We start from the raw sequence: 25051 nt of genomic DNA on the forward strand, positions 1-25051 counted from the left end.
ATAGTCTGATTTAAGTTATTAGTACTGGAGGGAATAAGAATGCGTGTGAATATTACTCTAGCATGTACAGAATGCGGAGATCGTAACTATATCTCAAAGAAAAACAAACGTAACAACGCTGAGCGTATCGAGCTTAAAAAGTATTGCAAGCGTGACAAGAAGTCTACGTTACACCGTGAAACAAAGTAAGCAGTAGGAATATTTTCCTACTGCTTCTTTTTTTATTCGATTCCTCTGTTAAAAGTGATACACTATCATCGTAGAGCAAAGTATCACTGTGAGGGGGAAAGTGTGTGAGAGAAGAGAAAGTACGTTTACGTAAACAAATAATAGAGCACATGAATTCTTTATCAGAAGAACGATATATAACTTTATCAGAGAAAATTGCATTTTCGTTGTATGCGCAAAAAGAGTGGGCTGAAGCTAAAACAGTTGGAATCACTCTCTCAATGGAAAATGAAGTGAATACATATCCTATTATCGAAAAAGCTTGGGAAGAAGGAAAGAAAGTTGTTGTTCCGAAGTGTAATAAAGGAACACGAACGATGTCTTTCCGGCAAATTAGTAATTTTGATCAATTAGAAATAGTGTATATGAATTTACGTGAACCAATTCCGGCGCTTACGGAAGAAGTGAATGCAGATGAAATTGATCTTCAAATCGTGCCAGGCGTAGCTTATACAGAGCGAGGAGAACGGATTGGATATGGCGGTGGCTATTATGATCGTTATCTCGTGCATTATAAAGGGAAAACGCTATCATTAGCTTATAGTTTTCAAATGGTAGAACATATTCCAGTAGAGCCATTTGATAAAAATGTAGAAAAAATTATTACAGAAAAAGGAACAATGGTTAAAAATGGGCTTGTATAGACAAATAAAAATTGACGAGACTTTTTCTTCTTGATTATAATAAAATATGTGAACGTTTTCTTATTATAATTTTTTATAGTAAGTGAGCATAGAGGGTGATGAAATGGTATCTATTTATGATATTCAACAATTGCTAAAGAAATTTGGTACGATTATTTATACAGGTGATCGAATTGCAGATTTACAATTAATGCAAGATGAATTGCGTGAATTAAATCAATCACAGTTAATCGATCCACAAGACTATCAAACAGCTTTATTTTTATTGAAGCAAGAAATTCAAAAAGAGCTAAATAAGAATTAGATAAAGGTAGGTAAGCAACATGGAAGAGAAATGGTTAGTTGGGGTTGACCTTGGTGGTACAACGATTAAATTAGCATTTATTAATGTGTACGGTGAAATTTTACATAAGTGGGAAATACCTACGAATACAAATGAGCAAGGAAAACATATTACGCTTGATGTAGCGAAAGCTATTGATAAAAAGTTAGAAGAGTTAGGTGAATTGAAAAGCAAGTTAATCGGTATTGGTATGGGAGCTCCTGGTCCTGTACACGTGGCGTCTGGAATGATTTATGAAGCGGTTAATTTAGGATGGAAAAACTATCCGTTAAAAGATTTATTAGAAGTAGAAACAGGATTACCTGTTGTTATTGATAATGATGCAAACTTAGCAGCACTTGGTGAAATGTGGAAAGGTGCTGGTGAAGGAGCAAAAGATTTAATCTGTATGACACTTGGCACTGGTGTTGGTGGTGGTGTAATCGCCAATGGTGAGATTGTACACGGCGTAAGCGGAGCTGCTGGTGAGATTGGACATATTACAGTAGTTACAGAGAATGCTTTCCCATGTAATTGCGGGAAGTCTGGTTGCTTAGAAACTGTAGCATCTGCAACGGGTATTGTGCGTGTTGCTATGCAAAAAATACAAGAGACTAATAAAGAGAGTGTTCTACGTTCTATGTTAGCAGAAGAAGGGCGTATTACATCAAAAGATGTGTTTGAAGCACTTGGACAAGGTGACGAGCTAGCAGGCGAAGTAGTAGAAAAAGTAGCTTCTTATTTAGGATTAGCTGTAGCGAACCTTGCTAGTACGTTGAACCCAGAGAAAATTGTTATTGGCGGGGGCGTGTCTAAAGCTGGAGATGCACTATTAGAGCCAATTCAACGTTATTTCGAGCAATATGCTTTCTCACGTGCTGTAAAGAGCACAAAGTTAGCGATTGCAATACTTGGTAATGATGCAGGTGTTATCGGAGGAGCTTGGCTTGTAAAAAAGCACAAATACGAAGCGAAGATGGTATAAGTTGTGAAATATGAAAAGAGGAAGGGGAAACCCTTCCTCTTTTTGTGTGAAATCTTGATGAAGAATAACATGTAAATGAATTAAGCTGCTGGTGGGTACCCGTTATATAGAACAGTCATAATCGTAAACCATCCGAAAACGAGTACAGTTGCAATTGCAAAGCCGCCCGCGAATAAGTTTTTTTCGCGAAGAGTTCTAAGCGTAGCGAATACAGCTAACAGAGTGACTAGCGCAAAAATAATAACAAGGCCCATACAATATCCTCCTCTGTCTACCCATTCCTCAATATGAGTTTTTAGAATATTAACTCTTTTATATTGTACATGTTTTAAAAATGATTGTCGAGATAGCATCCTTTCTTTTCCTAAGAGAAAAAAATGTTGTATCATTGAAAGTAAGTTTAATAATTGGAGGAGATTTTCATATGAAATGGATACAAATGCCGTTAGGCCCACTACAAACGAATGCTTATATTTTAACGAATGATCAAAATGAGTGTATTATCTTTGATCCTGGTCACGAAGGCGAGAAGCTCGTTACATATTTACAAGAAGAACAATTAAAGCCACTTGCTGTTTTATTAACACATGCTCACTTTGATCATATTGGTGCTGTTGACGCGGTAAGAGACGCTTTTCATATTCCTGTGTACGTACATAAAGAAGAAGCAGATTGGTTAGGCGATGCAACTGTAAATGGTTCTCAAATTTTTATGATGAATCGCAGTATTACAGCAAAACCAGCAGATCATATTATTGATGCAGAAGGTGCATTAGCAATTGGTTCATTTAATTTTGAGATTTTTGAGACGCCAGGACATTCTCCAGGCAGTATTTCTTATTATTGTAAAGAGGCGAATGCTGTATTTTCTGGTGATGTATTGTTCCAAATGAGCATCGGAAGAACAGATTTACCCGGTGGAAGTTTTGCTGAATTGATTGGAAGTATTGAAGAAAAATTATTTGTATTACCAGATGATACAGCGGTGCTATGTGGACATGGTCCAGAAACAAGCATTGGTTTTGAAAAAGAAAATAATCCATTTTTACAGTAAGGAGCTAGTATGGAGATGGAGCTCATTTTAAAAGAATGGATGGAGAAAGAGAAGGATTATTCAATTTCATATAGTACGTATATGAACCTCGTATTGTACACAGAGGGACATGGCTATTATATGAAGGAACGTGAAAAAATTGGAAGACAAGGGGATTTTTTTACAAGTAGCAACGTATCCTCTGTTTTTGCAAAAACATTTGCTAAGTTTTTTATTCGTCTTGTTGAAAATGGTGAAGTTGCTCCGAATATTTGTGAGATTGGTGGGGGAACAGGAAGGTTTGCCTATGATGTTTTACAAGAGTGGAAGCAAGTATCTCCAGAAACCTTTATTGATTTAAACTATTCAATGATTGAAATGAGCCCTTTTCATAAAAACTTACAGCAGAAAAATCTTTGTTCGCTTTCTAATGTGTCGTATTATACGTCGCATAGTGAAATGGGAGAATCGTTCGAAGGGATTCTTTTTTCGAATGAGTTATTTGATGCATTTCCTGTTGAAGTAATTGAGAAGAGAAATGGAATATTGTATGAAGTACGTGTTACGTACACAGAGGAAGGGAAACTCGCAGAAGTATGTAGACCGCTACAGAAAAATATTGGTCGATACTTATTGAAATATAATATTCATCTTGCTGAAGGTCAGCGTTTTGAAGTGCCACTTGCGATGGAAGAATATATAGAAGAAATTGCGAAATGGTTTCAACGAGGTGTATGTATTACCGTTGATTATGGATACACAAAAGAAGAATGGATGCATCCTGCACATCAAGAAGGAAGTTTACGAGGATATTATGAGCATAAGTTGATCCGTAATCCTTTAGCGCATCCAGGTGAAATGGATCTTACTACTCATATTCATTGGGACGAGCTGAAAGAGATGTTTAGCCTGCAAGGCATGAATATAGTATGGCATAAGAAGCAATCGGAGTTTTTGTTAGCAGCAGGAATATTAGATCAGCTTACGGGTCACCAAGATCGAAATCCTTTTTCTGAAACTCAAAAACAAAATCGTGCAGTTCGTTCTATGATTTTGAGCGGAGGATTAGGGAGTGCATTTGATGTTGTAATACATACGAAACATATGCAACAGTTACACTTGGATCAGCATTTGAAAATATAAAAAAACAAGACACAGCATATTTCTGTGTCTTGTTTTTTAATACGACTTTTTAATTATGTAGCATCATATATTTTCTCTCATGATATATATTTATATTAAAGATATGAGATAAAAAATATAAAATACGCCCTTTTTCTCTGTTTATGAGCTCTTAACCTAATAATACACGAACGAGTTGAATAATTGTCTCGTTTTCTACTTTGTAATAAATTTCCAATCCTTTTCTTTCACTTGAAACGATTTTAGCACTTTTTAATTTAGCTAAATGCTGTGAAATTGTAGATTGTGGCATGTTTAAGCCAGTGTACATTGTAGAAACGTTGCTTGGACCACGTTCAATTAATCCTTTTACAATACATAAGCGAACAGGATGAGCAAGTACTTTCAATAATTCTGCATTGCTTTCATATAGTTCTATTTCTTTTTGAAAGGTTTCTAACATGTTCTTTTCCACCTCCGTGTGAGCTGTTATACCATACTATACATACCAAAAAATTAAAGAAAAGAAAACAGTTGTTGCAGAAAAAAATTCCTAAAGTAAAGAAATTGTAAGAAAAGAGACCCTGATGTAAATAAAGTAGATAAATTTGCATGGTTTTGTAAAATGACACTTTTGGGTGAAAATTTCGATGCGTTTTAAAAATTGAAAGATATAGATATATTTGTAACACAATTTTATCATGATTTTCTTATTCTTTCAAATGAATATACAAAATTTTTAAAATAATAAGAAAAAGGAATTATAATGCTATATATAGAATATAAAACAGGTTAAAAGAAAAGAAGCTGAATGTAGTTAGCTTCTTTATGGTGATAACAAAATATTTGAGTATAGCTGATAAATTTTAGAATTACCAAGAAAGTAGTTATGTATTCTAGAGTTCATCTTTTATCAGCTTTAAAAATCTGCGGTTCCATATGTTCTCATAAAAATCAATTGTCTCTTTTGCGGACATAAACGGATTATTTAACGTAGAGGTTGCTTTCTGTACCATGAAGTTTTCGTATTCTAGTCCATGGGAAAATTTAATCGTAGCATCCATACAGTACTCTGTTTGGGCACCACAAAATTCAATACGGTGTACAGATAATTGTTCTAAAATCTCTTTCAAGTTTGTTTTATAAAATGAATTGGCATGTGTTTTTCTTACAAAAAAATCTTGTTCCTGAACATCTAGATCAGCATGAATAGCCCAAAGTTCTTTTTCGGGTACTAAATCATCATCACAATGTTGAATAAAAATGATTGGTTTATTTGATTTTCTGTATGAAGAAATTCTTTTATTTACTTTTGTAAGTAAATTTTGTAAATCGAATAAATGCTCTTCGCTATAACATACTCCATTTTGTAAATCGATAACGATTAAAACATCTGCACAAGTATCCATTATTTTTGCCCCTTTTTTACTTCTTAATATATCAATTAATTCATTATTTAGAAATAGATGGTGCTCTTTCGTTTTTTTATGAACTATACGAAAAGTAAAAAATATACGTAACGGCATAAAAAAGAAGATATGAAAACTTAATTTCATATCTTCTGTTCGTTCTATGCATTTACAGGTTCTTCTACATAAGAAAGGGCATTTTCAAAATCGGATATTAAATCGTCAACATTTTCAAGGCCGACGGATAACCGAAGTAATGAATTAGAAATCCCTCTTTCATCACGAGCTTCTTGCGACAGTGCTGCATGTGACATTTTAGCTGGATAGGAAAGAATCGATTCGACAGCTCCTAAACTAACTGCAAAGACAGGTAATTTTATTTTTGATAAAAATTGGCGGAGTGCGTCTTCTGATTGTAAGGTGAAAGATAGGACAGCTCCAGCTGATGTAGCTTGAGATTGTTGAATATCAAATCCAAGATGTGTTTGTAAGCCAGGATAATAGACATTTTTAACTCTAGCGTGCTCTTGTAAATAATGTGCAATTTTATTGGCGTTTGCAGCTGAATGCTCAAGACGTACATGCAATGTTTTTAGACCGCGAAGTACGAGAGAACAATCTTGAGGACCTAAAATAGCGCCAAATGCATTTTGTAAAAATCCAAGTTTTTGAGCGAGTTCGGCATCTTTTACAACGGCTAATCCGGCAGTAACATCACTATGACCGGCAATGAATTTTGTGGCACTATGAAGAACGACATCGGCGCCAAGATCAAGTGGTTTCTGGAATAGTGGTGTCAAAAATGTATTATCAACAAAAGTAAGGGCGTCAATAGATTTTGCAAGTTTAGAAACAGCACGAATATCTGTCACTTTTAAAAGTGGATTAGAGGGTGTTTCCACATAAAAGAGTTTTGTATTTGGCTTAATGTTTTGCTTTATTTCTTTTAAATTGGTCATATCAACAAATGTATGTGACACACCGTAACGGGAGAGCACTTCAGTTATAATTCGATAAGTGCCTCCGTATACGTCCTCTGAAATGAGTACGTGATCGCCTTGTGAAAGAAGGAGGAATGCAGTAGAAATCGCTGCAATTCCTGATGCGAAGGCAAATCCCTTTGTTCCTCCTTCTAATAAAGCAATGATATCTTCAAGAGCTTCACGAGTTGGATTACCAGAGCGACTATAGTCATATTTTCCGAACGTATCTACATCAAACTGGTGGAATGTTGATGTATTATAGATGGGAACGTTAACAGCTCCTGTTTGCGAGTCATGTTTATATTGGTTGTGCAGTAAGAGTGTATCTATAGAATAACTCATATTCTTACACCTTCTTTTACAAGTTTAATGGCTTGCTTTAAGTCTTGAATTAAATCGTTACTATTTTCAATGCCAACGGAAAATCGCAGAAGACGATTACATACACCGTTTGCTGTTCTGATTTCTTCAGGAATATCAGCGTGTGTTTGCGTTGCTGGATACGTCATTAAACTTTCAACACCACCAAGACTTTCAGCAAATGTAATTAAGGATAAAGATTGTAAGAATGGATTAATCCATGTTTCATCTTTCAGACGAAATGAGATCATGCCGCCTCTTCCAGGATAAAATACATCTGTCACCCCGTCTTCATCATTTAAATAAGCAACAACTGCTTTTGCATTTTCTTCATGTTGTCTCATGCGAAGCGCTAACGTTTTCATACCACGAATTAATAGCCATGAGTCAAATGGACTTAAGACCGCACCAGAGGCATTATGATAATGAGCGATTTCCTCACAAAGTTCCTTTCCTCTTGCAACGACAAGTCCGCTTAGGACATCGTTATGTCCCCCTAAATATTTCGTTGCGCTATGAAGTACAATGTCGGCACCTTCTGTTAATGGCTGCTGTATATAAGGCGTATAGAATGTGTTGTCTACAATAAGAAGTAGTCCGTGTCTTTTCGCTACGGTTGCGACAGCGGCAATATCGGTAACTTGCATTAACGGATTAGTTGGAGTTTCTATGAAAATAGCCTTCGTTTCAGTTGTGATAGCTTGCTCAATTTGTTTAATAGATTGTGTATTTACGTATCTACATCGAACGTTCCACTTTTTTTCATGCTCAGAAAATAATCGATAAGTGCCCCCGTATAAATCTTCGGATACAATAAGTTCGTCTCCAGAACGGAATAGGGAGAGGACGAGGAGAACAGCTGCCATCCCTGAACTACAGGCATAACCTTGTTCACCATATTCTAAGTCTGCGATTGCCTGCTCTAAAAGACCACGAGTTGGATTGCCAGTTCGTGAATAGTCAAAGCCAGTAGAGTTACCTATTCCTTCGTGACGATAAGCAGTTGAAAAATAAACAGGTGGGTTAACAGTTCCTGTTGTAGTTTCGCTCCGGTTTCCAATTTGTGCTAGTTTTGTTTCAATAGTTGACATGTGAAAATTCCTCCTTTTTAAATTAACAATTAAGTGAATGTAAAGTGAAACTTTAATCAGTGAGGGGGCATCCCCCACTGATTATCAGCCCTCACCAATCGGGCTTTTACGGGCAGTCGATTCCCACCTAACTTCTTTGTTCTAGCTGAATTTTGAGTTGGGAATCTTACTGCCCGTTAATGCGGGATAAAATAAAAAAAGCCTTCTAAAGAAGAAGGCTTTCGGTTTGAATAGAGTCTTCTTCTCATCTGTCAAATCTTTCACAATTTGCTGGAATTAGCACCTTATTAACAAATGTTAATGGTTGCTGAGGCGTCATAGGGCCAGTCCCTCTACCTCTCTAGATAAGAATGTTCGTATGAAATTTTATTATGTTTTTAACTTTACAACAAAAGATAATTGAATTGCAACTTTATTTTAAATAATTTTTATTTTTCCGCAAGTGTCATTGACTTTTGCATTTGTGCATGCTAAATTTATTAAAAAATTAACAAACATTGTTAAAAGGGGAACGTATTTCCTTTTAGCTACATAAATAAAATAATAAAGACAAACTCTTATTGAGAGCGGTGGAGGGAAAGGCCCTGTGAAACCCAGCAACCTTCAAACAAAATGTTTGAAACGGTGCTAATACCTGCAAAACGAATGTTTTGCATGATAAGAGGAGGATTGATTATGTCCCCCTCTTCAAAGTGAAGAGGGGGTTTTTATATTGATAGAAATGAGGGAGATTTGTGAAATTACTAGATTTATTATCAAAAGGAATTGTAATAGGTGATGGCGCGGTTGGAACGTTATTACATTCACATGGCTTGCAAAGTAGTTTTGAAGAATTAAATATATCTGATCCGGATTTAATTATATCGATTCATAAGCAATATGTAGCTGCTGGGGCTGATGTAATTCAAACAAATACGTACGGAGCAAATGAAGCGAAATTACGTATGTATGGTTTAGAAAATCAAGTTACTGAAATTAATAGAGCGGCAGTAAAATTGGCGAAAGCATCTGTGACAGAGAGAAATGCAATTTTAGGAACAATTGGTGGCATGAAACATATCGGAGCTGTTACAACAACTGATATGGAGCGAGAATTTATGCTACTTGAGCAGGCAAGTGCATTACTAGAAGAACAGGTTGATGGACTGCTATTAGAGACTTTCTATGATGAGTTTGAATTACTTCATGCTGTTCAGGTGTTACGAAAACAAACGAATATTCCAATTGTAGCTCAATTAGCATTGCATGAGGCAGGTACAACTCAAAATGGAAATGATGTAAATGAAATATTAAAACAACTTTTAGATTACGGTGCAAATGTTGTTGGATTGAACTGTCAACTAGGGCCACTTCACATGACGGAAGCTTTTAAAATGATATCGATTCCGCAAAATGGGTACTTGTCAGCATATCCGAATGCAGGTCTCCCAAATTATGTGGAGGGACGTTACGTATATGAGGGAAGTCCAGCTTATTTCGAAGCGATGACACCGAAATTTATTGAGCAAGGTATTCGGTTATTAGGTGGTTGTTGTGGCACGACTCCAGAACATATTGAAAGTATGAAACGTGCAATTGCAAATGTTACACCTGTAATAGAAAAGGATACGATTCAAAGACCGAAAGTAGTTCATACACACGAGAAACGTTCAAAAGCTCATGTCACATTAGCAGAGAAAGCAAAAAAACAAACGACAGTAGTAGTGGAATTAGATCCACCGAAAACATTAGATACGCAGCGATTTTTTGAAGGAGCAAGAGCATTGAAAAGAGCTGGGGCAGATGCTATTACTCTAGCAGATAATTCATTAGCATCGCCTCGCATCTCGAATATGGCAATGGGGGCATTATTAACGAAGCACGATATTCCGGTATTGACGCATTTAACGTGTAGAGATCATAACGTCATTGGACTACAGTCTCATTTATTAGGCTTATCGGCGTTAGGTATGGAAGAAGTGTTAGCTTTAACTGGTGATCCAGCACGCGTTGGTGATTTTCCAGGTGCCACTTCTGTATATGATTTGTCCTCTATTGAGCTCATTAAAATGATTAAAGAAATGAACGACGGACGCTCGATTTTAGGGAAATCAATAGGTCCAGCAACAAGGTTTTCAGTGGGAGGTGCGTTTAATCCGCATGTAAGACATTTAAAAGCAGCGGTTAAGCGGATGGGACGGAAAATAGATGCTGGAGCGGAATATTTCTTAACTCAGCCAATTTATGATATCGCGTTAATTGAAGAAGTGTATGAAGCGACAAAGCATTTGGAACAACCTATTTTTATTGGGATTATGCCATTAATAAGTAAAAGGAATGCAGATTTCCTTCATTTTGAGGTGCCGGGTATTACTCTACCTGAAGAAATAAGGGAGAGAATGGATGGACATGAAACGAAAGAGGCAGCAATTGAGGAAGGGATTCGCATTTCACAAGAATTGATCGATGTGGCGATGAAATATTTTAACGGCATTTATCTTATTACACCATTTCTAAAATATGAAATTACAGAACATCTTGTTAAATATGTGAGAGAAAAGCAAGAAGTGAAAGAAGGTATTAACTGATGAAATGTATAGAAGAAAAATTACAAAATAACATCTTAATATTAGATGGTGCAATGGGAACAATGATCCAGCAAGAGGACTTAACTGCGGAAGATTTCGGAGGAGAAGAGTACGAAGGGTGTAATGAATATTTAGTAGAAACAAGACCTGATGTCATTTTAAAGATTCATAAAGCTTATATTGAAGCTGGAGCGGATATTATTGAAACAAATACATTTGGGGCGACAAACATTGTATTAAGTGATTATGCGTTGTCTCATTTAGACGAGGAACTAAATGAGAAGGCAGCACGTTTAGCAAAGCAAGCGGTCAACGAAAGCGGAAAAGAAGTATATGTTGCGGGAGCAATGGGGCCGACAACGAAAGCGATTAGTGTTACTGGTGGTGTAACGTTTGAAGAATTAATTGAAGCCTATACAAGGCAGGCAAGAGGCTTATTAAATGGCGACGTAGATGTATTACTCGTTGAGACGAGTCAAGATATGCGTAACGTGAAGGCTGCTTATATTGGAATTCAAGCAGCTTTTGATGAGCTAAATAAAATTGTACCTATTATGATTTCAGGAACGATTGAACCGATGGGAACGACTCTGGCCGGGCAAACAATTGAGGCTTTTTACTTATCAGTAGAACATATGAAGCCACTATCTGTTGGATTAAACTGTGCGACTGGTCCGGAGTTTATGAGAGACCATATTCGTTCACTATCTGATTTGTCGGAGTGTTACATTTCTTGTTATCCCAATGCAGGTCTTCCTGATGAAGATGGACATTATCATGAATCTCCATCTTCACTCGCTGAAAAAGTGAAGCGATTTGCTGAAGAAGGATGGGTTAATATTATCGGTGGTTGTTGTGGCACAACACCAGAACATATAAAAGCAATGAAATCTGCATTAGTTTCTCTTAAGCCGCGTGAACACCACGAAAGAGATGGACACGGGGTTAGTGGATTAGAGGCACTTCAATATGATGACTCTATGAGACCTTTATTTGTTGGTGAAAGAACAAACGTTATTGGGTCACGTAAATTTAAACGATTAGTAGCAGAAGGGAAATTTGAAGAGGCTGCTGAAGTCGCAAGAGCGCAAGTGAAGAAAAATGCTCATATTATTGATATTTGTATGGCAGATCCTGATCGCGATGAAATAGAAGATATGGAAAACTTCTTGGCAGAAGTTACGAAAGTGTTAAAAGTACCAATTATGATTGATTCAACAGATGAAAATGTGATGGAGCGAGCTCTTACTTATATTCAAGGAAAAGCTGTTATTAATTCAATTAATTTAGAAGATGGAGAAGAACGATTTAAAAAAGTGACGCCGCTTCTTCGGAAATATGGTGCTGCTATTGTTGTAGGAACAATTGATGAAGATGGTATGGCGGTTAGTGCAGAACGAAAACTCGAAATCGCGAAAAGAAGTTATGAGTTATTGACAACGAAATATGGTATACGCCCGTCAGATATTATTTTTGATGCACTTGTATTTCCTGTAGGTACAGGTGATGAAGAATATATTGGTTCAGCGGCAGCGACGATAGAAGGAATTCGCCTTATTAAAGAAGCCTTGCCAGAGTGTTTAACGATTTTAGGTGTAAGTAACATATCATTTGGTTTACCACCAGCTGGCCGCGAAGTATTAAATTCCGTCTTTTTATATCATGCAACGAAAGCAGGATTAGATTACGCGATTGTGAATACGGAAAAATTAGAACGGTATGCGTCAATTCCAGAGGAAGAAAAACGTCTTGCAGATGCATTACTTTTTGAAACGACGCAAGAGACGTTAGAAGAATTTACAAATTTCTATCGTGCGGCAAAAAAGAAAGATGTCGTTATCCAAGAAACATTAACTCTTGATGAAAGGCTGGCAAATTACATTGTAGAAGGTACGAAACAAGGGCTACAAGAAGATTTAAGTCTCGCACTTACAGAAGGAAGAAAACCTTTGGATATTATTAATGGCCCACTTATGACAGGAATGGATGAGGTGGGACGATTATTTAATAATAATGAGCTTATCGTTGCCGAAGTATTGCAAAGTGCTGAAAGTATGAAAGCTGCCGTAAGCTATTTAGAGCCACATATGGAATCTAGCGAGAGTGCGAAAAAAGGGAAAGTATTATTAGCAACTGTTAAAGGTGACGTACATGATATTGGGAAAAACCTCGTTGAAATTATTTTATCGAATAACGGATATGAGATTATTAATTTAGGAATCAATGTTCGCTCAGATCGAATTGTACAAGAAGTACAAGAAAAGAAGCCTGACATTATTGGCCTTTCTGGTTTATTAGTAAAATCAGCGCAACAAATGGTAACGACTGCTGAAGATTTAAAAGCGGCAAATATTGATATTCCAATCGTTGTAGGCGGGGCAGCGTTAACGAGAAAGTTTACAGATAACCGTATATCCCCATCATATACAGGGCTCGTATGCTATGCGAGTGATGCGATGACGGGGCTTGATATTATTAATAAGCTTCAAAAAGAAGAAGAGCGCGAGAAGATGAAACAAGATAAAAAAGAGCGTCATCTTCATATCGTAAAAAAAGAGGAGAAGAAAGTAGAAATTCCAGCAGTAATTGAACCATTACCGAAGGCTGAGGTTATGATACCTGATTCAACAAAGCGAATTGTATTACGAGATATTCCAGTTGCACATCTCGCTCCATTTTTAAATAGACAAATGCTACTTGGACATCACCTTGGATTAAAAGGAAATGTGAAGAAGCTTTTGCGAGAGGGAGATAAGAGAGCACACGAATTAAATGATTTAATAGATGAATTATTGCAGGAAGGACGATCTTGGTTAAAACCGAAAGCGGTATATCAATTTTTCCCAGCGCAAAGTGACGGACAAAACATTGTAATATATGATCCAAAAGATCATACGCGTGTTATAGAGCGTTTCACATTCCCAAGACAAGGAAAAGCACCATATCGTACTTTAGGTGATTATTTACGACCAGTTGGAGATGAGATGGACTATGTTGCTTTCCTATCTGTTACAGTTGGGGAAGGCGTTCGGGACATTGCTGAAGAGTGGAAGGCGAAGGGTGATTATTTACGCAGCCATGCGATCCAATCGTTAGCGCTTGAACTAGCAGAAGGACTTGCTGAAAAAACACATATGCTTATCCGTGACCGCTGGGGTATTCCGGACTCACCTGAACTGACGATGGAAGAACGCTTCCGTACGAAATATAGAGGGATACGCGTGTCTTTCGGTTATCCAGCATGTCCAGAACTTGCGGATCAAGAAAAGTTATTTCGCCTTATTCATCCAGAAGAAATAGGTATTTCATTAACGGAAGGATTTATGATGGAGCCAGAAGCGTCTGTAACGGCTATGGTATTTTCTCACCCTGAGGCAAGATATTTTAGTGTATTATAGTGTAGAAGGGGGAGACGTATGAAGAAAATAGTCTTTACAGGTGGCGGTTCGGCAGGTCATGTAACACCTAATTTAGCCATCATTCCACATTTACAAGAACAGAATTGGGATATTTCTTATATTGGTTCTCATCAAGGAATTGAGAAAACGATTATAGAAAAGGAAGGCATTCCGTATTATAGTATTGCAAGCGGCAAGCTACGTCGTTATTTTGATTTAAAAAATATAAAAGATCCTTTTCTTGTAATGAAGGGTGTTATGGATGCGTATGTAAGGATTCGAAAACTAAAACCGGATGTGATTTTTTCAAAAGGTGGTTTCGTATCTGTACCAGTCGTAATTGGAGGCTGGCTAAATAGAGTCCCTGTTTTATTACATGAATCTGATATGACGCCAGGACTAGCAAACAAAATTGCGCTCCGTTTTGCTTCGAAAATATTTGTTACATTTGAAGAAGCTGCGAAACATTTACCGAAAGAAAAAGTAATCTATACAGGATCTCCTGTACGTGAAGAAGTGCTAAAGGGAAATCGTGAAAAAGGTTTAGCGTTTTTAGGTTTTTCACGTAAAAAGCCAGTTATTACAATTATGGGAGGAAGTTTGGGCGCAAAGAAAATTAATGAAACGGTTCGAGAAGCGTTACCAGAACTTCTGAAAAAATATCAAATTGTTCATCTTTGCGGAAAAGGTAATCTTGATGAAAGCTTACAAAATAAAGAAGGATATAAACAATTTGAATATATACATGGGGAACTGCCAGACATATTAGCGATAACAGACTTTGTTATTTCACGTGCGGGCTCTAATGCAATTTTTGAGTTTTTAACATTGCAAAAGCCGATGGTTTTAATTCCGCTATCGAAATTTGCAAGTCGTGGAGATCAAATACTAAATGCAGAGTCTTTTGAAAGACAAGGATATGCTTCCGTAGTGTATGAAGAAGATGTGACTGTGAAATCACTTATAAAGCATGTCGAAGAATTAAATCAAAATAATGAGATGTATAAAACAGCACTAAAAAAATATAATGGAAAAGAAGCAATTCAAACAATCATTCAACATATTTCAGAGGCATGATGAAACAATCATGTCTTTTTTAGTAGGATGAAAGATTCCAAGGATTGATATTTTTATGTTACAATAAAGTGAAACTTTAATCAGTGGGGAGGGGTTAATCCCCCACTGATTATTAGTTGAACCAATCGGGCTTTTACGGGTAGTTAATCCCACACCTAACTTCTTTATTTTTGCTGAATTTTGAGGTGGGGGTTTTACTGCCCGTTAATGCGGGGTAACAAATGGATTAGTAGGGAAATTCCAATTAATGAAGCGTGAAAATACGAATGGATTAGGAGTGACTGTGTTGGAGCTAAGTCTCTATGAAAATACTGCACTTATTATATGCTTTGTGTTGTACGTTGGTAGTGTTATTGTTTATATTTCAAGGAAATTTTCGCAAGAAAGAGAGCTTGAAAAATCAGAAATAACAGCTGAACTAGAAATGTTAGCTGATGAAAGTTATAAAAAGAAGAAAATAAAAGAAGAGCATGAAGAATCCCATCATTTAAACGCAAATAAGTTTTAAAGATGGGGATTTTTTTTTTGAAGTCGTTCTTTATTATGTTTATAGCAATTAACGCTAAAAGGAGTTTCCCGTACATAATGAAGGAGTGTATATAAATGAATTTTTATGTCGCCTCAGGATTCCAAAATAAACATCTTGTACGTTCTATAGCAAATGAACTGAAACATGCAGGATGGCACCATACATATGATTGGACAAGAAACGAAAGAGCAGTGAATCAAGATCAATTAAGAGAAATTGGTCAGGCAGAAAAGAATGCTATTAAAGAAGCGGATGTCTTTTTACTTATATTAGATGGCGGAAACGGGAGCCATACAGAGTTTGGAATGGCGATTGCGCTAGAGAAAAAGATATATGTATATCATGAAAGAAACCCGCTTCAAACAACGTTCTATCATTTGCCAGAAATAAATATTTTTGAAGGAGATGCAACTGAATTTGCATCTCATGTTATGAATCATGTGAAATAATAGTAATGACCTAAAAGGTTATAAAAGTGATCTTTTGGGTACAGTGATGATAAGAAACGTATATAAAGGAGTATATAATATGAAATTAGAAAATGGATGGGAAACGAGCTTTTTAGAAGTCGTACAAAATAGTGAATTTAAGAAAGAGGCCGTTCTTAGTCAATTGCTTTGTGAGGATAGTGAAGAAGTAGAAGAGCTTGTGGATGATTACGGATATGAAGAGATTATTGAACGCGAACATGATGATGAATTAGCAGAAGTTTTAGGTGAAGAACTTTTCGATGAGATGGAACGACACGTATTCTTATCTTCACAGCCAGAAGAAAAACTTATTTCATTCGTAAATGGATTAGGTTTTCATGTGTTAGATTGGATTGTTCTTCTTGAAACAGAATTTGGCATTGATAGTGTACACTTTACGTCGGACGCCGTGAAAATGTTAGAAAAACGCTTTAGACAATTTCCATACATAGAAGATAAGACAATTTTTGATATGACATTTGGAGAAGCAATGGATGTGTTAGAATCCATTACAGGATTACAATTGAAGGAAAAGATGAACGTATAATGTAAAAAAAAGAACGTGATATTCTCACGTTCTTTTTTTTACATTATAATAATTTTGTCATCTAGTTTTGTTTGTCCGCTAAGAAGTGCGTTTAAATATTCCACTTTTCTTATACAGGCCTGTATATGTCTTTCAACCTCTTGTAACTCTGCTTGGTGATGTGTTTCAATCGGATGAATTTGTACGTTGAATTTTTCAAATTGACTACTATATGTTATTTCTGCATAGCCGCTCATAATATCCATTTCGTTATGAAATAAAAATTGTTTCGTTTTGTCACAGAATGATACATTCTGAAAGCCATATACTTTTAATGCGTCAATTACTTTTTTAATCATTTTTGTATTCATTTTTTTTAACCCTCTTTGCGAAGTTCTACTCATATATTATAACATAAAAAATTACATAGAAAGCGCTTCCAAGTGTATTTTATTATAAACTTTACGTTTCAATCACAAAAATGAAACAAAGAAAAAATAATTGTAAAGAAGGGAGGACTCTTTTATTGTTTCGTCATATATATAGAGAAATAGTGCAAGGAAAGGGAATTTTCCGAATTTGAGTTCGTATTTCAAATTTAAGCGCAATAAAAGAGGTGAGAGACTTGAACTTTGATATTGTAGGACAAAAAGCATATATAAAAGATGGACCGCATCGGAACCGAATTGGAATTGTAAAGAACAGCGAGACAAAATTAGAATCGCAGTTTGCTATTGTAATTGGAGAACAAATCATTGATGTAGAGCTAAAGGATATCGTGTTAGTTGGAGTAGACGTAGGACAATTTCATAAATGGTGCGAACAAAATGGTTATTTGTAAGAAGGACGGGCTGTGAGATAATGAAATATATTTGAGAAAAGAGAATATGTTATTGTATTCTCTTTTTCTATGTGTAAGGAGACGGAAATGAAGTATAAAGAACGAGATTTCACATTGGAGTTAAAAGAGCAAATTCAGTGTATGGAGAAGGAAATAGAGAGAATATCATTTAAACTTTTTAAAGATTATTCACATTTGTACATAGAAAAAAACATGGAATTATTTATAGAACTCATCAGAGATAAAGAAGATCCTTTTGAAACAGGATATTATTCATCCATTTCGATAGCTGTATTAGATGAAGAAGGAGAGATGACTGAATTTTATACAGTTCCTATCTGGGAATGTTGTAATTATTTTTTAAGAGTACCGCTTCAAATAAGGTTTTGGGGAAGTAAGTTAAGTGGTGAACTTGTTGATGAATCTTATTGTGAGATAGAGGAGGAGTTAAAGGAGCGGTTGGAAGAGTTTTTACAGTTTGCAGATGAGGAATAATAGTTAGTCTTTAGTTTATAATTAATAGTTATTAAAAAAATGAAAAATGGTATAATTTCGTTATATCTATACGTAATGATATATAAGTGGTGTTCTTGTCATGGCTGAAGTAATTGGTAGAGCTTTATACATAGTGTTTGAAACAATATGTTATGCCTTATGTATAAAAGATAAAGAGGAAGATGAAAAGAACTAAAAAAGGACGCTAACAGTTTTTGTTAGCGTCCTTTTTATTATGAAGCAATTTCACCAGTTTTTGTATCATCTTGATTGTACGTATCTTGATCTAATTCACCAAGCCATTTACTAGAAATAAGACCTGCTGTCATAGAACCACTTACGTTAAGAGCTGTACGACCCATATCGATTAATGGTTCAACTGAGATAACAAGAGCGACAATACCGATTGGTAAGTTCATTGTAGATAGTACGATTAACGCTGCGAATGTTGCACCGCCACCAACACCGGCAACACCGAATGAGCTAATAGCAACGACAGCGATTAAAGTTAAAATAAATTGTGGTTGTAATGGATCGATTCCTACAGTTGGAGCGACCATCATTGCAAGCATTGCTGGATAAATACCTGCGCAACCGTTTTGTCCGATAGATACTCCAAATGATGCTGCGAAGTTTGCAATCCCTTCGGAAATACCAAGCTTTTCTTTTTGCGCTTCAATATTTAATGGCATTGCACCAGCACTAGAGCGAGATGTGAATGCAAATGTTAATACAGGGAACACCTTTTTTAAATATTGAATTGGATTTAAACCAGATAGAGCAATTAATAATAAGTGGATAACGAACATTAAGATAAGTGCCACGTAAGACGCTAACACGAAGTTACCAAGTTTTAAAATAGCATTAATGTCGCTACCAGCAACTGTTTTTGCCATAAGAGCTAATACGCCGTATGGAGTAAGACGTAAAATTAATGTTACCATACGCATTACGATTGCATATACAGCATCAAGCATTTTCTTAAATAGTTCTGCTTGTTCTGGATATTTTCGTTTTACCCCTATAAAGGCGATACCGATAAAGGCTGCAAATATTACAACAGAAATTGTTGATGTTGGACGAGCACCTGTTAAATCAAGAAACGGATTTGTAGGCAACAGCTCTAATAATTTATCTGGAATTGTTGTTTTTTCAATAGAAGTAAATCTTTCTTCAACTAACTTCAGACGAGCGGATTCTGCATCACCTTGTTGTAAGCCTGTTGCTGATACATCAAATCCTGCACTTGCAGCAATACCGACAGCTGCAGCGATTCCTGTAGTAAGAATTAAAATTCCGATAATAAGACCACTAATTTTACCAAGGTTTTTCGTTAACTGTAATTTTGTAAATGCGGAAATAATAGATACTAAAATAAGTGGCATAACGATCATTTGAAGTAATTTCACATAACCGTTACCGATCAAGCTAAACCAAGTATTTGATTCAATAATTACTTTAGAAGTTGGCTCATAAATAAATTGTAATATAAGACCGAATATAATTCCGACTCCTAAAGCAGTAAATACACGTTTATTAAAAGATACATGCTTACGTTGCATATAATATAATACGCCAACTAAGATGAGCATGACTGCAACGTTAATTCCGACAAGCAGTGTATTCATGTTGATTCCCCCTAATTCCAATCTGTTATATAGAATATAAGGTAATAAAACCTATAAGTCAACTAGGGAATTGCGGAATTAAAAAAAAGATGGCAAAATGCCATCTTTAATGTCCAGCTCCAGGGACAAGTAAAAACGTCGTGTAGTATGTAAATCCTATGAAGAAAACAGTTAAATATGCCCCGAATACGTATATATACATACGCTCTGTTAAATTTAAATAGCTTAAAAGTACGAAGAAACCTGTTTGTCCTAAAAATAGTAGTGCGGTCGAATGCATATCCCCTACGTAAAACATAACCGAGAAAATTCCAGTCCAAAAGCCGAGAACGCGAAACATGCGCTCCATGCCATCTCCCTCCTTTTCTAAAAAAAGTAAACCTCACCTCATTATAGTTTATTTTTCTTACTATTGTAAATATTCGTTCATATAAAAAGAAGCCAATTATAATTGGCTTCTTTTTATATGAGAAAATTAAATTGTTAGTTTGTAATTACAAGATTTACATCCATCTAGTAGACTATCATTTCGTGTTAATTCCGTGTTAGGGAATAGGATTTCAAAAATCCCTTTCATCATATCTCCGTGCATATTACAAATTTCAGTTGGGTGATGAACAGCAACCTCTTTAAATGGACAATTGTGTACATCGTAGAAAATTTTCGTTCCATCTGCACTTAATTCAAATGCAGGTGATAAACCAGCTGTTGAGAAAGCTTCTTTTGCAATTTGGACTTTTTGCTCTACTGTTAAAGCATCTTCATTCACATGTAAACGCTGCATATGTTGTTGCATTAACTCGGCCCCGAATTGTTTTCCTGTTTCGTATAGCGCTTTTTCACCAGCGGCGCCAAGACTAAGTAAAGAATTAAATGCTATTCTTGCTAACAATTGATAATCGCGGAATGGAAATTGTAATTGAATCACATCTTCAGATAATACATATAATCTGCTTGGTCTTCCGCCTTTTCCAGTTTTTTTCGTTTCCGATTTCAGCATATGAACATCTTCTAATTTAGATAAATGTAAACGTGCTACGTTTGGATGAATGTCAAACTCATCTGCAATTTCTTGTACAGTTACGTAACTATGTTTTTGAGAAATATATTTATAAATGTAATAACGAGTTGGGTCAGATAATACGCCTGTAATTTTTAAAGCTTGTTCCATGAGGATCTCCACCTTTATCACTTTATCCAAGATAATAACATTATAATACAGATAAACTTCCATATAGGTAATTTCAGACAATAATTCGGAAATTGTTCATAATTTCACAAACATATTTTTCCTTTTTCCTCTGGTGAAAATACAAAAATGTCGATTTTTCTTATCTGTTTTTTCATGCTATATACATAGTGGGGAGGGAAAAAATGATGAATGGAATTGAAATTTTTGCGAATACGATTTTGAAAGAGGCGTGCAGGGTACAAGCTTCGGATTTACATATTGTGCCCCGGAAGAAGGATGTAGCGGTTCAACTGCGTATAGGAAAAGATTTAATGACGAAACACTGTATCGAAAAGGAATTTGGAGAAAAGCTTGTTTCACACTTTAAATTTTTAGCATCCATGGATATAGGGGAGAGACGGAAGCCACAAAATGGTTCGCTGTATTTACAAATGGATGGACAAGAAGTGTATTTACGCCTTTCCACGCTTCCAACCGTATACCAAGAAAGTCTCGTTATTCGTCTTCATTTACAAGCATCTATTCAGCCGTTATCTCATCTTTCGTTATTTCCAAGTACAGCGAAAAAACTACTCTCTTTTTTACACTATTCACATGGGTTACTCGTATTTACTGGACCGACTGGTTCGGGGAAGACAACAACAATGTATGCATTATTAGAGGTAATTAAAAAAAAGAAAACACGTCGCATCGTTACACTTGAAGATCCAGTTGAAAAAAGAAATGACGATGTATTACAAATTCAAATAAATGAAAAAGCAGGTATCACATATGAGGCGGGACTAAAGGCCATTTTACGTCATGATCCAGATATTATTTTAGTCGGTGAAATTCGTGATGAAGAAACAGCGAAAATCGCTATAAGAGCAAGTTTGACTGGACATTTAGTAATGACGACACTGCATACTAGTGATGCGAAAGGGGCGATACTCCGATTTATGGATTTCGGTATAACGAGGCAAGAGATTGAACAATCTTTATTGGCTATAGCTGCACAGCGACTTGTCGAATTGAAGTGTCCGTTTTGCCAAAGAAAGTGCTCAATTTTATGTAAATCAATGAGGGAGGTAAGACAAGCGAGTATTTATGAGTTGTTATATGGATATGAGTTAAAACAAGCGATTAAAGAAGCAAACGGGGAATGTGTCACATACAAGCATGAAACATTAGAATCTTTGATACGAAAAGGATACGCTTTAGGATTTTTAGAAGAGGATGTTTATGTTTAAGGAGATATGGAGTTTAAGTGATCAAGTCGTATTGCTGAAACGATTGGGAGAACTATTAGAAAAAGGATACTCCCTTTTGCAGGCATTAGAATTTTTACGGTTTCAATTACCTTTAGAAAAGAAAGTACAATTGCAGCGCATGATTGATGGATTAAAAGATGGAAAAAGTCTACACGATTCTTTTCATCAATTAAAGTTTCATCAGGAGATGTTAAGTTATTTATTTTATGCCGAGAAACATGGTGATATTTCTTTTGCATTGCAACAAGGGAGCGCACTTCTTTATAAAAAGGATAAGTATAGGAAAGATATGATGAAAATAATGCAGTATCCTATGTTTTTGGCGCTCTTTTTACTAATCATGATTTTGATTTTTAATCGCATTTTATTACCACAGGTTGACATGGTATATAGTTCGTTTGGTACCACAGCACCGTTATTTACAGAACAAATATTAAGTGCAATTAAGCTACTACCCTATCTTATTTTTAGCACTATTTTTATCGTTATGATTGGCTGTAGTGTATATATATTTTACTTTCAAAAACTCCCGCATATGAAGCAGGTAAAAATTAAGCTTTGTATCCCCCTCGTAAAAAAATTTCTTATTTTAAAGCATTCACATTATTTCGCCACTCAATTGAGCGGTTTATTACACGGCGGACTATCAGTACTTGAGGCTCTAACAATAATGATGGAGCAACATTATCATCCGTTTTTTCAATATGAAGCGGGCCGAATTGAGCGTCAATTAATTGCGGGAGAACCGTTGCAATCTATTATTGCTAAAAGCGGATATTATGAGGAAGAACTTTCTTATATTATTACGCATGGACAAGCAAACGGTAATTTGGCGATTGAATTAGGTGACTATAGCGATCTTATTATGGAAAAAATGGAGCAAAAAGTTAAACGTATGTTAGTGATCATTCAACCAATTTTATTTACGTGTATTGGAGGAATAGTCGTTCTTATGTATTTAGCAATGATTATGCCAATGTTTCAAATGATGAATTCTATTTAGGAGGTATTTACATGCAGAATGAAGAAGGGTTTACCCTTTTAGAAATGTTATTAGTTATGGTCGTCATAACTGTATTATTACTATTAATTATTCCGAATGTAGTTACACAGCGTTCATCCGTCGAAGGAAAAGGATGTAAAGCCTATGTGAAATCTATAGAAGCTCAAATACAAGCATACCATTTACAACATAATAAAATTCCTTCGCTAAAAGAGCTAAGGGATGAAAAATATATTACAGCTGATGAGTGTCCGAATGGTGAATCCATTCATATTTCAAATGATGGCACAGTAACAACTGGGAAACTGTGAAACAAAAAGGTTTTACTCTTTTAGAAATGCTACTCGTTCTATTTGCAATTTCTGTACTAAGTATGGTCACGTATTTTAACGTACATTCATTACATGAAAAACAAAAAGTGGAACAATTTTTAAGACAGTTTTCAAACGATATTTTGTATATGCAACAATTAGCGATAAACCGTCAAAAACACTATACATTACGATGGTATAAAGATAGACATACGTATTATATAGGGGAGCTAAGTGAGAATCTTACTATCATTAAAAGAGAATATGATAGCGATATACAAATTGATTTGAATACTTTTCCAAATCCGATGACATATAATCCGAGTGGAAATATTAATAGAGGTGGCACTATTTTACTTTCGTATCGAAGTTATAAATATGAGATTGTATTTCAGCTTGGGAGAGGAAGATTTACGTATCGTGAAATGTCAAAAAGGGTCAGTGATGGCTGAGATGCTTGTAGCATTAAGTATAGTAATGATGACAGTATCTTTACTACTTCCGCAAACAGTATTGGTTATGCAAGAACGAAAAAACATACAAATTCGTTATAAAGCATTTGTATTATTAAAAAGGGAAGCAGCTTTATATATGTATGAGAATGGGGCGAAACGACCGCAAGAAAAAGTCGTAAACGGAAATGTATATTACACATATTGGGGAGGAAATGAAGTTTGTGCTATGTGGAAAGATGTGAAAGGAAGAATGATGGAACAATGCTTTTATGCAGGAGAAAAAATAAATTAGAAGTTGGGTTTACATTAATAGAAATGATCGTATGTTTTTTTCTGTTATCACTGTTCTTTTTACTCTTACCACGTTTGAATTTTATTGGAATAGAAAACAACCAATCAAAAGGATTAAATAATTGGGAATGGGATGTGTTTATAGGACAAGTACAGTTAGAGTTTCGTGAAGTATCTTTTGTAGAAAAAATAGTCCCTGAAAATAAAGATAATCTTTTGCGCTTCCGTCTTCGCACTGGAGATGAAGTGACGTATGAAAAATTGAATAATCATCTTATAAGAAAAGTGAATATGCGCGGAAGAGAAGTTATATTACAAAATGTTGAAATGGTTTCGTATGAAGTAACACCTCATTTGCTCTTTATAAATGTGAAAGATATGAGTGGGAAAATATATGAAGGTGTAGCTGTCAGATATAGCGAAATGGAAATAAATATATGAGAAAACAAGATGGATTTACGATGCCAGGAACAATCATTTTTCTTGTATTATTAACTTCGTTCTTTGTATACGAAACGAATATGTTGCTTATAGATAAAAAATTTTATATTGAAATAGAGCAAAAGTTTGTACTGGAAGAACTACTAAATCGATCAATTACAAATATAAAAAAAGACTTACAGCAAAAAGAAAAGGAAGATACTTTTTTCTTTCAATATGAAAAAGGCGAAGCAAGTGGAAATTACGTCTTTGAAAACGATGATATTCTCGTTTCGTTGCAGTGCAAAATAAAACAAGAAGTTTTCTATAAAGTAAGCTTTCGGTATAGAAAAAAGGATGAGAAAATATTCGATTGGATAGAAGGATAGTCTGTGAAATATACGGATGAAAACCATAATTT

General features: G+C 35.4%; 30 protein-coding genes and 2 riboswitches. Of the genes, 21 read left to right on the plus strand and 9 right to left on the minus strand.

From position 1 onward, the window contains the following. Nucleotides 1-39: 39 nt before the first annotated feature. The 4 genes from rpmG (at nt 40) to glcK (ending at nt 2179) form a co-directional block, all read left to right on the plus strand. A complete protein-coding gene (rpmG, locus tag FS802_RS19920) occupies nt 40-189 on the plus strand; it encodes a 50S ribosomal protein L33 (RefSeq protein WP_001265616.1) in 150 nt (49 codons plus the stop codon). 104 nt (nt 190-293) lie between these two features. Continuing rightward, nucleotides 294-872 (plus strand): 5-formyltetrahydrofolate cyclo-ligase, encoded by a 579-nt coding sequence (locus FS802_RS19925; protein WP_098653270.1) that lies wholly within the window; start codon nt 294-296, stop codon nt 870-872. Nucleotides 873-975: 103 nt separating this feature from the next. Next, nucleotides 976-1176, plus strand: coding sequence for a YqgQ family protein (locus tag FS802_RS19930; RefSeq protein ID WP_000253699.1), 201 nt, complete (start codon nt 976-978; stop codon nt 1174-1176). Nucleotides 1177-1195: 19 nt separating this feature from the next. Further along, complete coding sequence (gene glcK / locus FS802_RS19935) at nt 1196-2179, plus strand: glucokinase (protein WP_000391711.1); 984 nt, start codon at nt 1196-1198, stop codon at nt 2177-2179. 80 nt (nt 2180-2259) lie between these two features. Here the strand turns inward: glcK and FS802_RS19940 are convergent, their stop codons facing one another. Then, nucleotides 2260-2433, minus strand: a complete 174-nt coding sequence (locus tag FS802_RS19940) for a DUF2759 domain-containing protein (protein ID WP_000524847.1) — start codon at nt 2431-2433, stop codon at nt 2260-2262. A gap of 170 nt (nt 2434-2603) precedes the next feature. Between FS802_RS19940 and FS802_RS19945 the strand changes: the two genes are divergently transcribed. Together FS802_RS19945 and FS802_RS19950 are read left to right on the plus strand one after the other, a co-directional pair. Continuing rightward, nucleotides 2604-3233 (plus strand): MBL fold metallo-hydrolase, encoded by a 630-nt coding sequence (locus FS802_RS19945; RefSeq protein WP_098653271.1) that lies wholly within the window; start codon nt 2604-2606, stop codon nt 3231-3233. A 9-nt stretch (nt 3234-3242) separates the two neighbouring features. Continuing rightward, a complete protein-coding gene (locus tag FS802_RS19950) occupies nt 3243-4355 on the plus strand; it encodes a class I SAM-dependent methyltransferase (RefSeq protein ID WP_144525394.1) in 1113 nt (370 codons plus the stop codon). Nucleotides 4356-4506: 151 nt separating this feature from the next. Here FS802_RS19950 and FS802_RS19955 read toward each other — a convergent pair whose 3' ends face one another. From FS802_RS19955 to metI, 4 genes are all read right to left on the minus strand, one after another. Then, complete coding sequence (locus tag FS802_RS19955; protein ID WP_000894375.1) at nt 4507-4797, minus strand: ArsR/SmtB family transcription factor; 291 nt, start codon at nt 4795-4797, stop codon at nt 4507-4509. Between the two features lie 433 nt (nt 4798-5230). Next, the gene (locus tag FS802_RS19960) at nt 5231-5743 is read right to left on the minus strand and encodes a cysteine hydrolase family protein (RefSeq protein ID WP_000379163.1); all 513 of its coding nucleotides are present in this window, start codon (nt 5741-5743) and stop codon (nt 5231-5233) included. A 161-nt stretch (nt 5744-5904) separates the two neighbouring features. After that, nucleotides 5905-7068, minus strand: coding sequence for a cystathionine beta-lyase (metC, locus tag FS802_RS19965; protein WP_098653273.1), 1164 nt, complete (start codon nt 7066-7068; stop codon nt 5905-5907). After that, on the minus strand, nt 7065-8177 hold the full coding sequence (gene metI / locus FS802_RS19970; protein ID WP_098653415.1) for a cystathionine gamma-synthase/O-acetylhomoserine thiolyase: 1113 nt from the start codon (nt 8175-8177) through the stop codon (nt 7065-7067). Before metI ends, metC begins: the two co-directional genes overlap by 4 nt. A 241-nt stretch (nt 8178-8418) precedes the next feature. Next, nucleotides 8419-8528, minus strand: a riboswitch (SAM riboswitch). A gap of 203 nt (nt 8529-8731) precedes the next feature. Continuing rightward, nucleotides 8732-8841, plus strand: a riboswitch (SAM riboswitch). A 70-nt stretch (nt 8842-8911) separates the two neighbouring features. On the opposite strand from metI, the gene FS802_RS19975 reads away from it, so the two are divergent. The 6 genes from FS802_RS19975 (at nt 8912) to FS802_RS20005 (ending at nt 16765) form a co-directional block, all read left to right on the plus strand. Beyond that, entirely contained in the window at nt 8912-10744 is a 1833-nt protein-coding gene (locus tag FS802_RS19975) for a bifunctional homocysteine S-methyltransferase/methylenetetrahydrofolate reductase (RefSeq protein WP_144525395.1), read from the plus strand. Next, entirely contained in the window at nt 10744-14142 is a 3399-nt protein-coding gene (gene metH / locus FS802_RS19980) for a methionine synthase (RefSeq protein ID WP_000649692.1), read from the plus strand. The genes FS802_RS19975 and metH overlap by 1 nt, the downstream gene beginning before the upstream one ends. Nucleotides 14143-14160: 18 nt before the next feature. After that, entirely contained in the window at nt 14161-15219 is a 1059-nt protein-coding gene (murG, locus tag FS802_RS19985; protein WP_098653275.1) for an undecaprenyldiphospho-muramoylpentapeptide beta-N-acetylglucosaminyltransferase, read from the plus strand. 247 nt (nt 15220-15466) lie between these two features. Then, entirely contained in the window at nt 15467-15727 is a 261-nt protein-coding gene (locus tag FS802_RS19995; protein WP_000817963.1) for a DUF3966 domain-containing protein, read from the plus strand. A 95-nt stretch (nt 15728-15822) separates the two neighbouring features. Further along, nucleotides 15823-16197 (plus strand): nucleoside 2-deoxyribosyltransferase, encoded by a 375-nt coding sequence (locus tag FS802_RS20000; protein ID WP_001012498.1) that lies wholly within the window; start codon nt 15823-15825, stop codon nt 16195-16197. 79 nt (nt 16198-16276) lie between these two features. Further along, complete coding sequence (locus tag FS802_RS20005; RefSeq protein ID WP_000764275.1) at nt 16277-16765, plus strand: hypothetical protein; 489 nt, start codon at nt 16277-16279, stop codon at nt 16763-16765. Between the two features lie 38 nt (nt 16766-16803). Here FS802_RS20005 and FS802_RS20010 read toward each other — a convergent pair whose 3' ends face one another. Next, complete coding sequence (locus FS802_RS20010; RefSeq protein ID WP_001093232.1) at nt 16804-17115, minus strand: hypothetical protein; 312 nt, start codon at nt 17113-17115, stop codon at nt 16804-16806. A gap of 254 nt (nt 17116-17369) precedes the next feature. On the opposite strand from FS802_RS20010, the gene FS802_RS20015 reads away from it, so the two are divergent. Together FS802_RS20015 and FS802_RS20020 are read left to right on the plus strand one after the other, a co-directional pair. Continuing rightward, nucleotides 17370-17585: a DUF3912 family protein gene (locus FS802_RS20015; protein WP_001008334.1), complete on the plus strand. Its 216-nt coding sequence runs from the start codon at nt 17370-17372 to the stop codon at nt 17583-17585. Nucleotides 17586-17672: 87 nt separating this feature from the next. Then, nucleotides 17673-18080 (plus strand): hypothetical protein, encoded by a 408-nt coding sequence (locus FS802_RS20020; RefSeq protein WP_098653276.1) that lies wholly within the window; start codon nt 17673-17675, stop codon nt 18078-18080. Between the two features lie 233 nt (nt 18081-18313). Here the strand turns inward: FS802_RS20020 and FS802_RS20025 are convergent, their stop codons facing one another. The 3 genes from FS802_RS20025 to FS802_RS20035 form a co-directional block, all read right to left on the minus strand. After that, nucleotides 18314-19708 carry an L-cystine transporter gene (locus tag FS802_RS20025; protein ID WP_001094342.1) on the minus strand — a complete coding sequence of 465 codons (1395 nt, stop codon included), beginning with the start codon at nt 19706-19708 and terminating at the stop codon, nt 18314-18316. A 106-nt stretch (nt 19709-19814) separates the two neighbouring features. Continuing rightward, nucleotides 19815-20057 (minus strand): DUF2626 domain-containing protein, encoded by a 243-nt coding sequence (locus FS802_RS20030; RefSeq protein ID WP_000440714.1) that lies wholly within the window; start codon nt 20055-20057, stop codon nt 19815-19817. A gap of 126 nt (nt 20058-20183) precedes the next feature. Then, entirely contained in the window at nt 20184-20879 is a 696-nt protein-coding gene (locus FS802_RS20035) for a helix-turn-helix transcriptional regulator (protein WP_000434122.1), read from the minus strand. A 206-nt stretch (nt 20880-21085) separates the two neighbouring features. Here FS802_RS20035 and comGA point away from each other — a divergent pair, with 206 nt between their 5' ends. The 7 genes from comGA to comGG are packed head-to-tail and all read left to right on the plus strand — an operon-like array spanning nt 21086 to nt 25019. Continuing rightward, entirely contained in the window at nt 21086-22129 is a 1044-nt protein-coding gene (gene comGA, locus FS802_RS20040; RefSeq protein WP_033657726.1) for a competence protein ComGA, read from the plus strand. Next, entirely contained in the window at nt 22122-23153 is a 1032-nt protein-coding gene (comGB, locus tag FS802_RS20045) for a competence type IV pilus assembly protein ComGB (protein WP_098653277.1), read from the plus strand. Before comGA ends, comGB begins: the two co-directional genes overlap by 8 nt. Before the next feature lie 11 nt (nt 23154-23164). Continuing rightward, a complete protein-coding gene (gene comGC / locus FS802_RS20050) occupies nt 23165-23464 on the plus strand; it encodes a competence type IV pilus major pilin ComGC (protein ID WP_001178693.1) in 300 nt (99 codons plus the stop codon). Continuing rightward, nucleotides 23461-23916 carry a comG operon protein ComGD gene (comGD, locus tag FS802_RS20055; RefSeq protein WP_000810391.1) on the plus strand — a complete coding sequence of 152 codons (456 nt, stop codon included), beginning with the start codon at nt 23461-23463 and terminating at the stop codon, nt 23914-23916. The genes comGC and comGD overlap by 4 nt, the downstream gene beginning before the upstream one ends. Beyond that, complete coding sequence (locus FS802_RS20060) at nt 23909-24211, plus strand: hypothetical protein (protein WP_000829519.1); 303 nt, start codon at nt 23909-23911, stop codon at nt 24209-24211. The genes comGD and FS802_RS20060 overlap by 8 nt, the downstream gene beginning before the upstream one ends. Further along, nucleotides 24181-24651, plus strand: coding sequence for a competence type IV pilus minor pilin ComGF (gene comGF, locus FS802_RS20065; RefSeq protein WP_000923108.1), 471 nt, complete (start codon nt 24181-24183; stop codon nt 24649-24651). The genes FS802_RS20060 and comGF overlap by 31 nt, the downstream gene beginning before the upstream one ends. Further along, the gene (gene comGG, locus FS802_RS20070) at nt 24648-25019 is read left to right on the plus strand and encodes a competence type IV pilus minor pilin ComGG (protein ID WP_098653278.1); all 372 of its coding nucleotides are present in this window, start codon (nt 24648-24650) and stop codon (nt 25017-25019) included. The genes comGF and comGG overlap by 4 nt, the downstream gene beginning before the upstream one ends. Nucleotides 25020-25051: the final 32 nt, after the last annotated feature.

It is taken from the genome of Bacillus sp. DE0042 (assembly GCF_007680225.1).
In the GTDB taxonomy this organism is placed as follows: Bacteria; Bacillota; Bacilli; order Bacillales; family Bacillaceae_G; genus Bacillus_A; species Bacillus_A wiedmannii.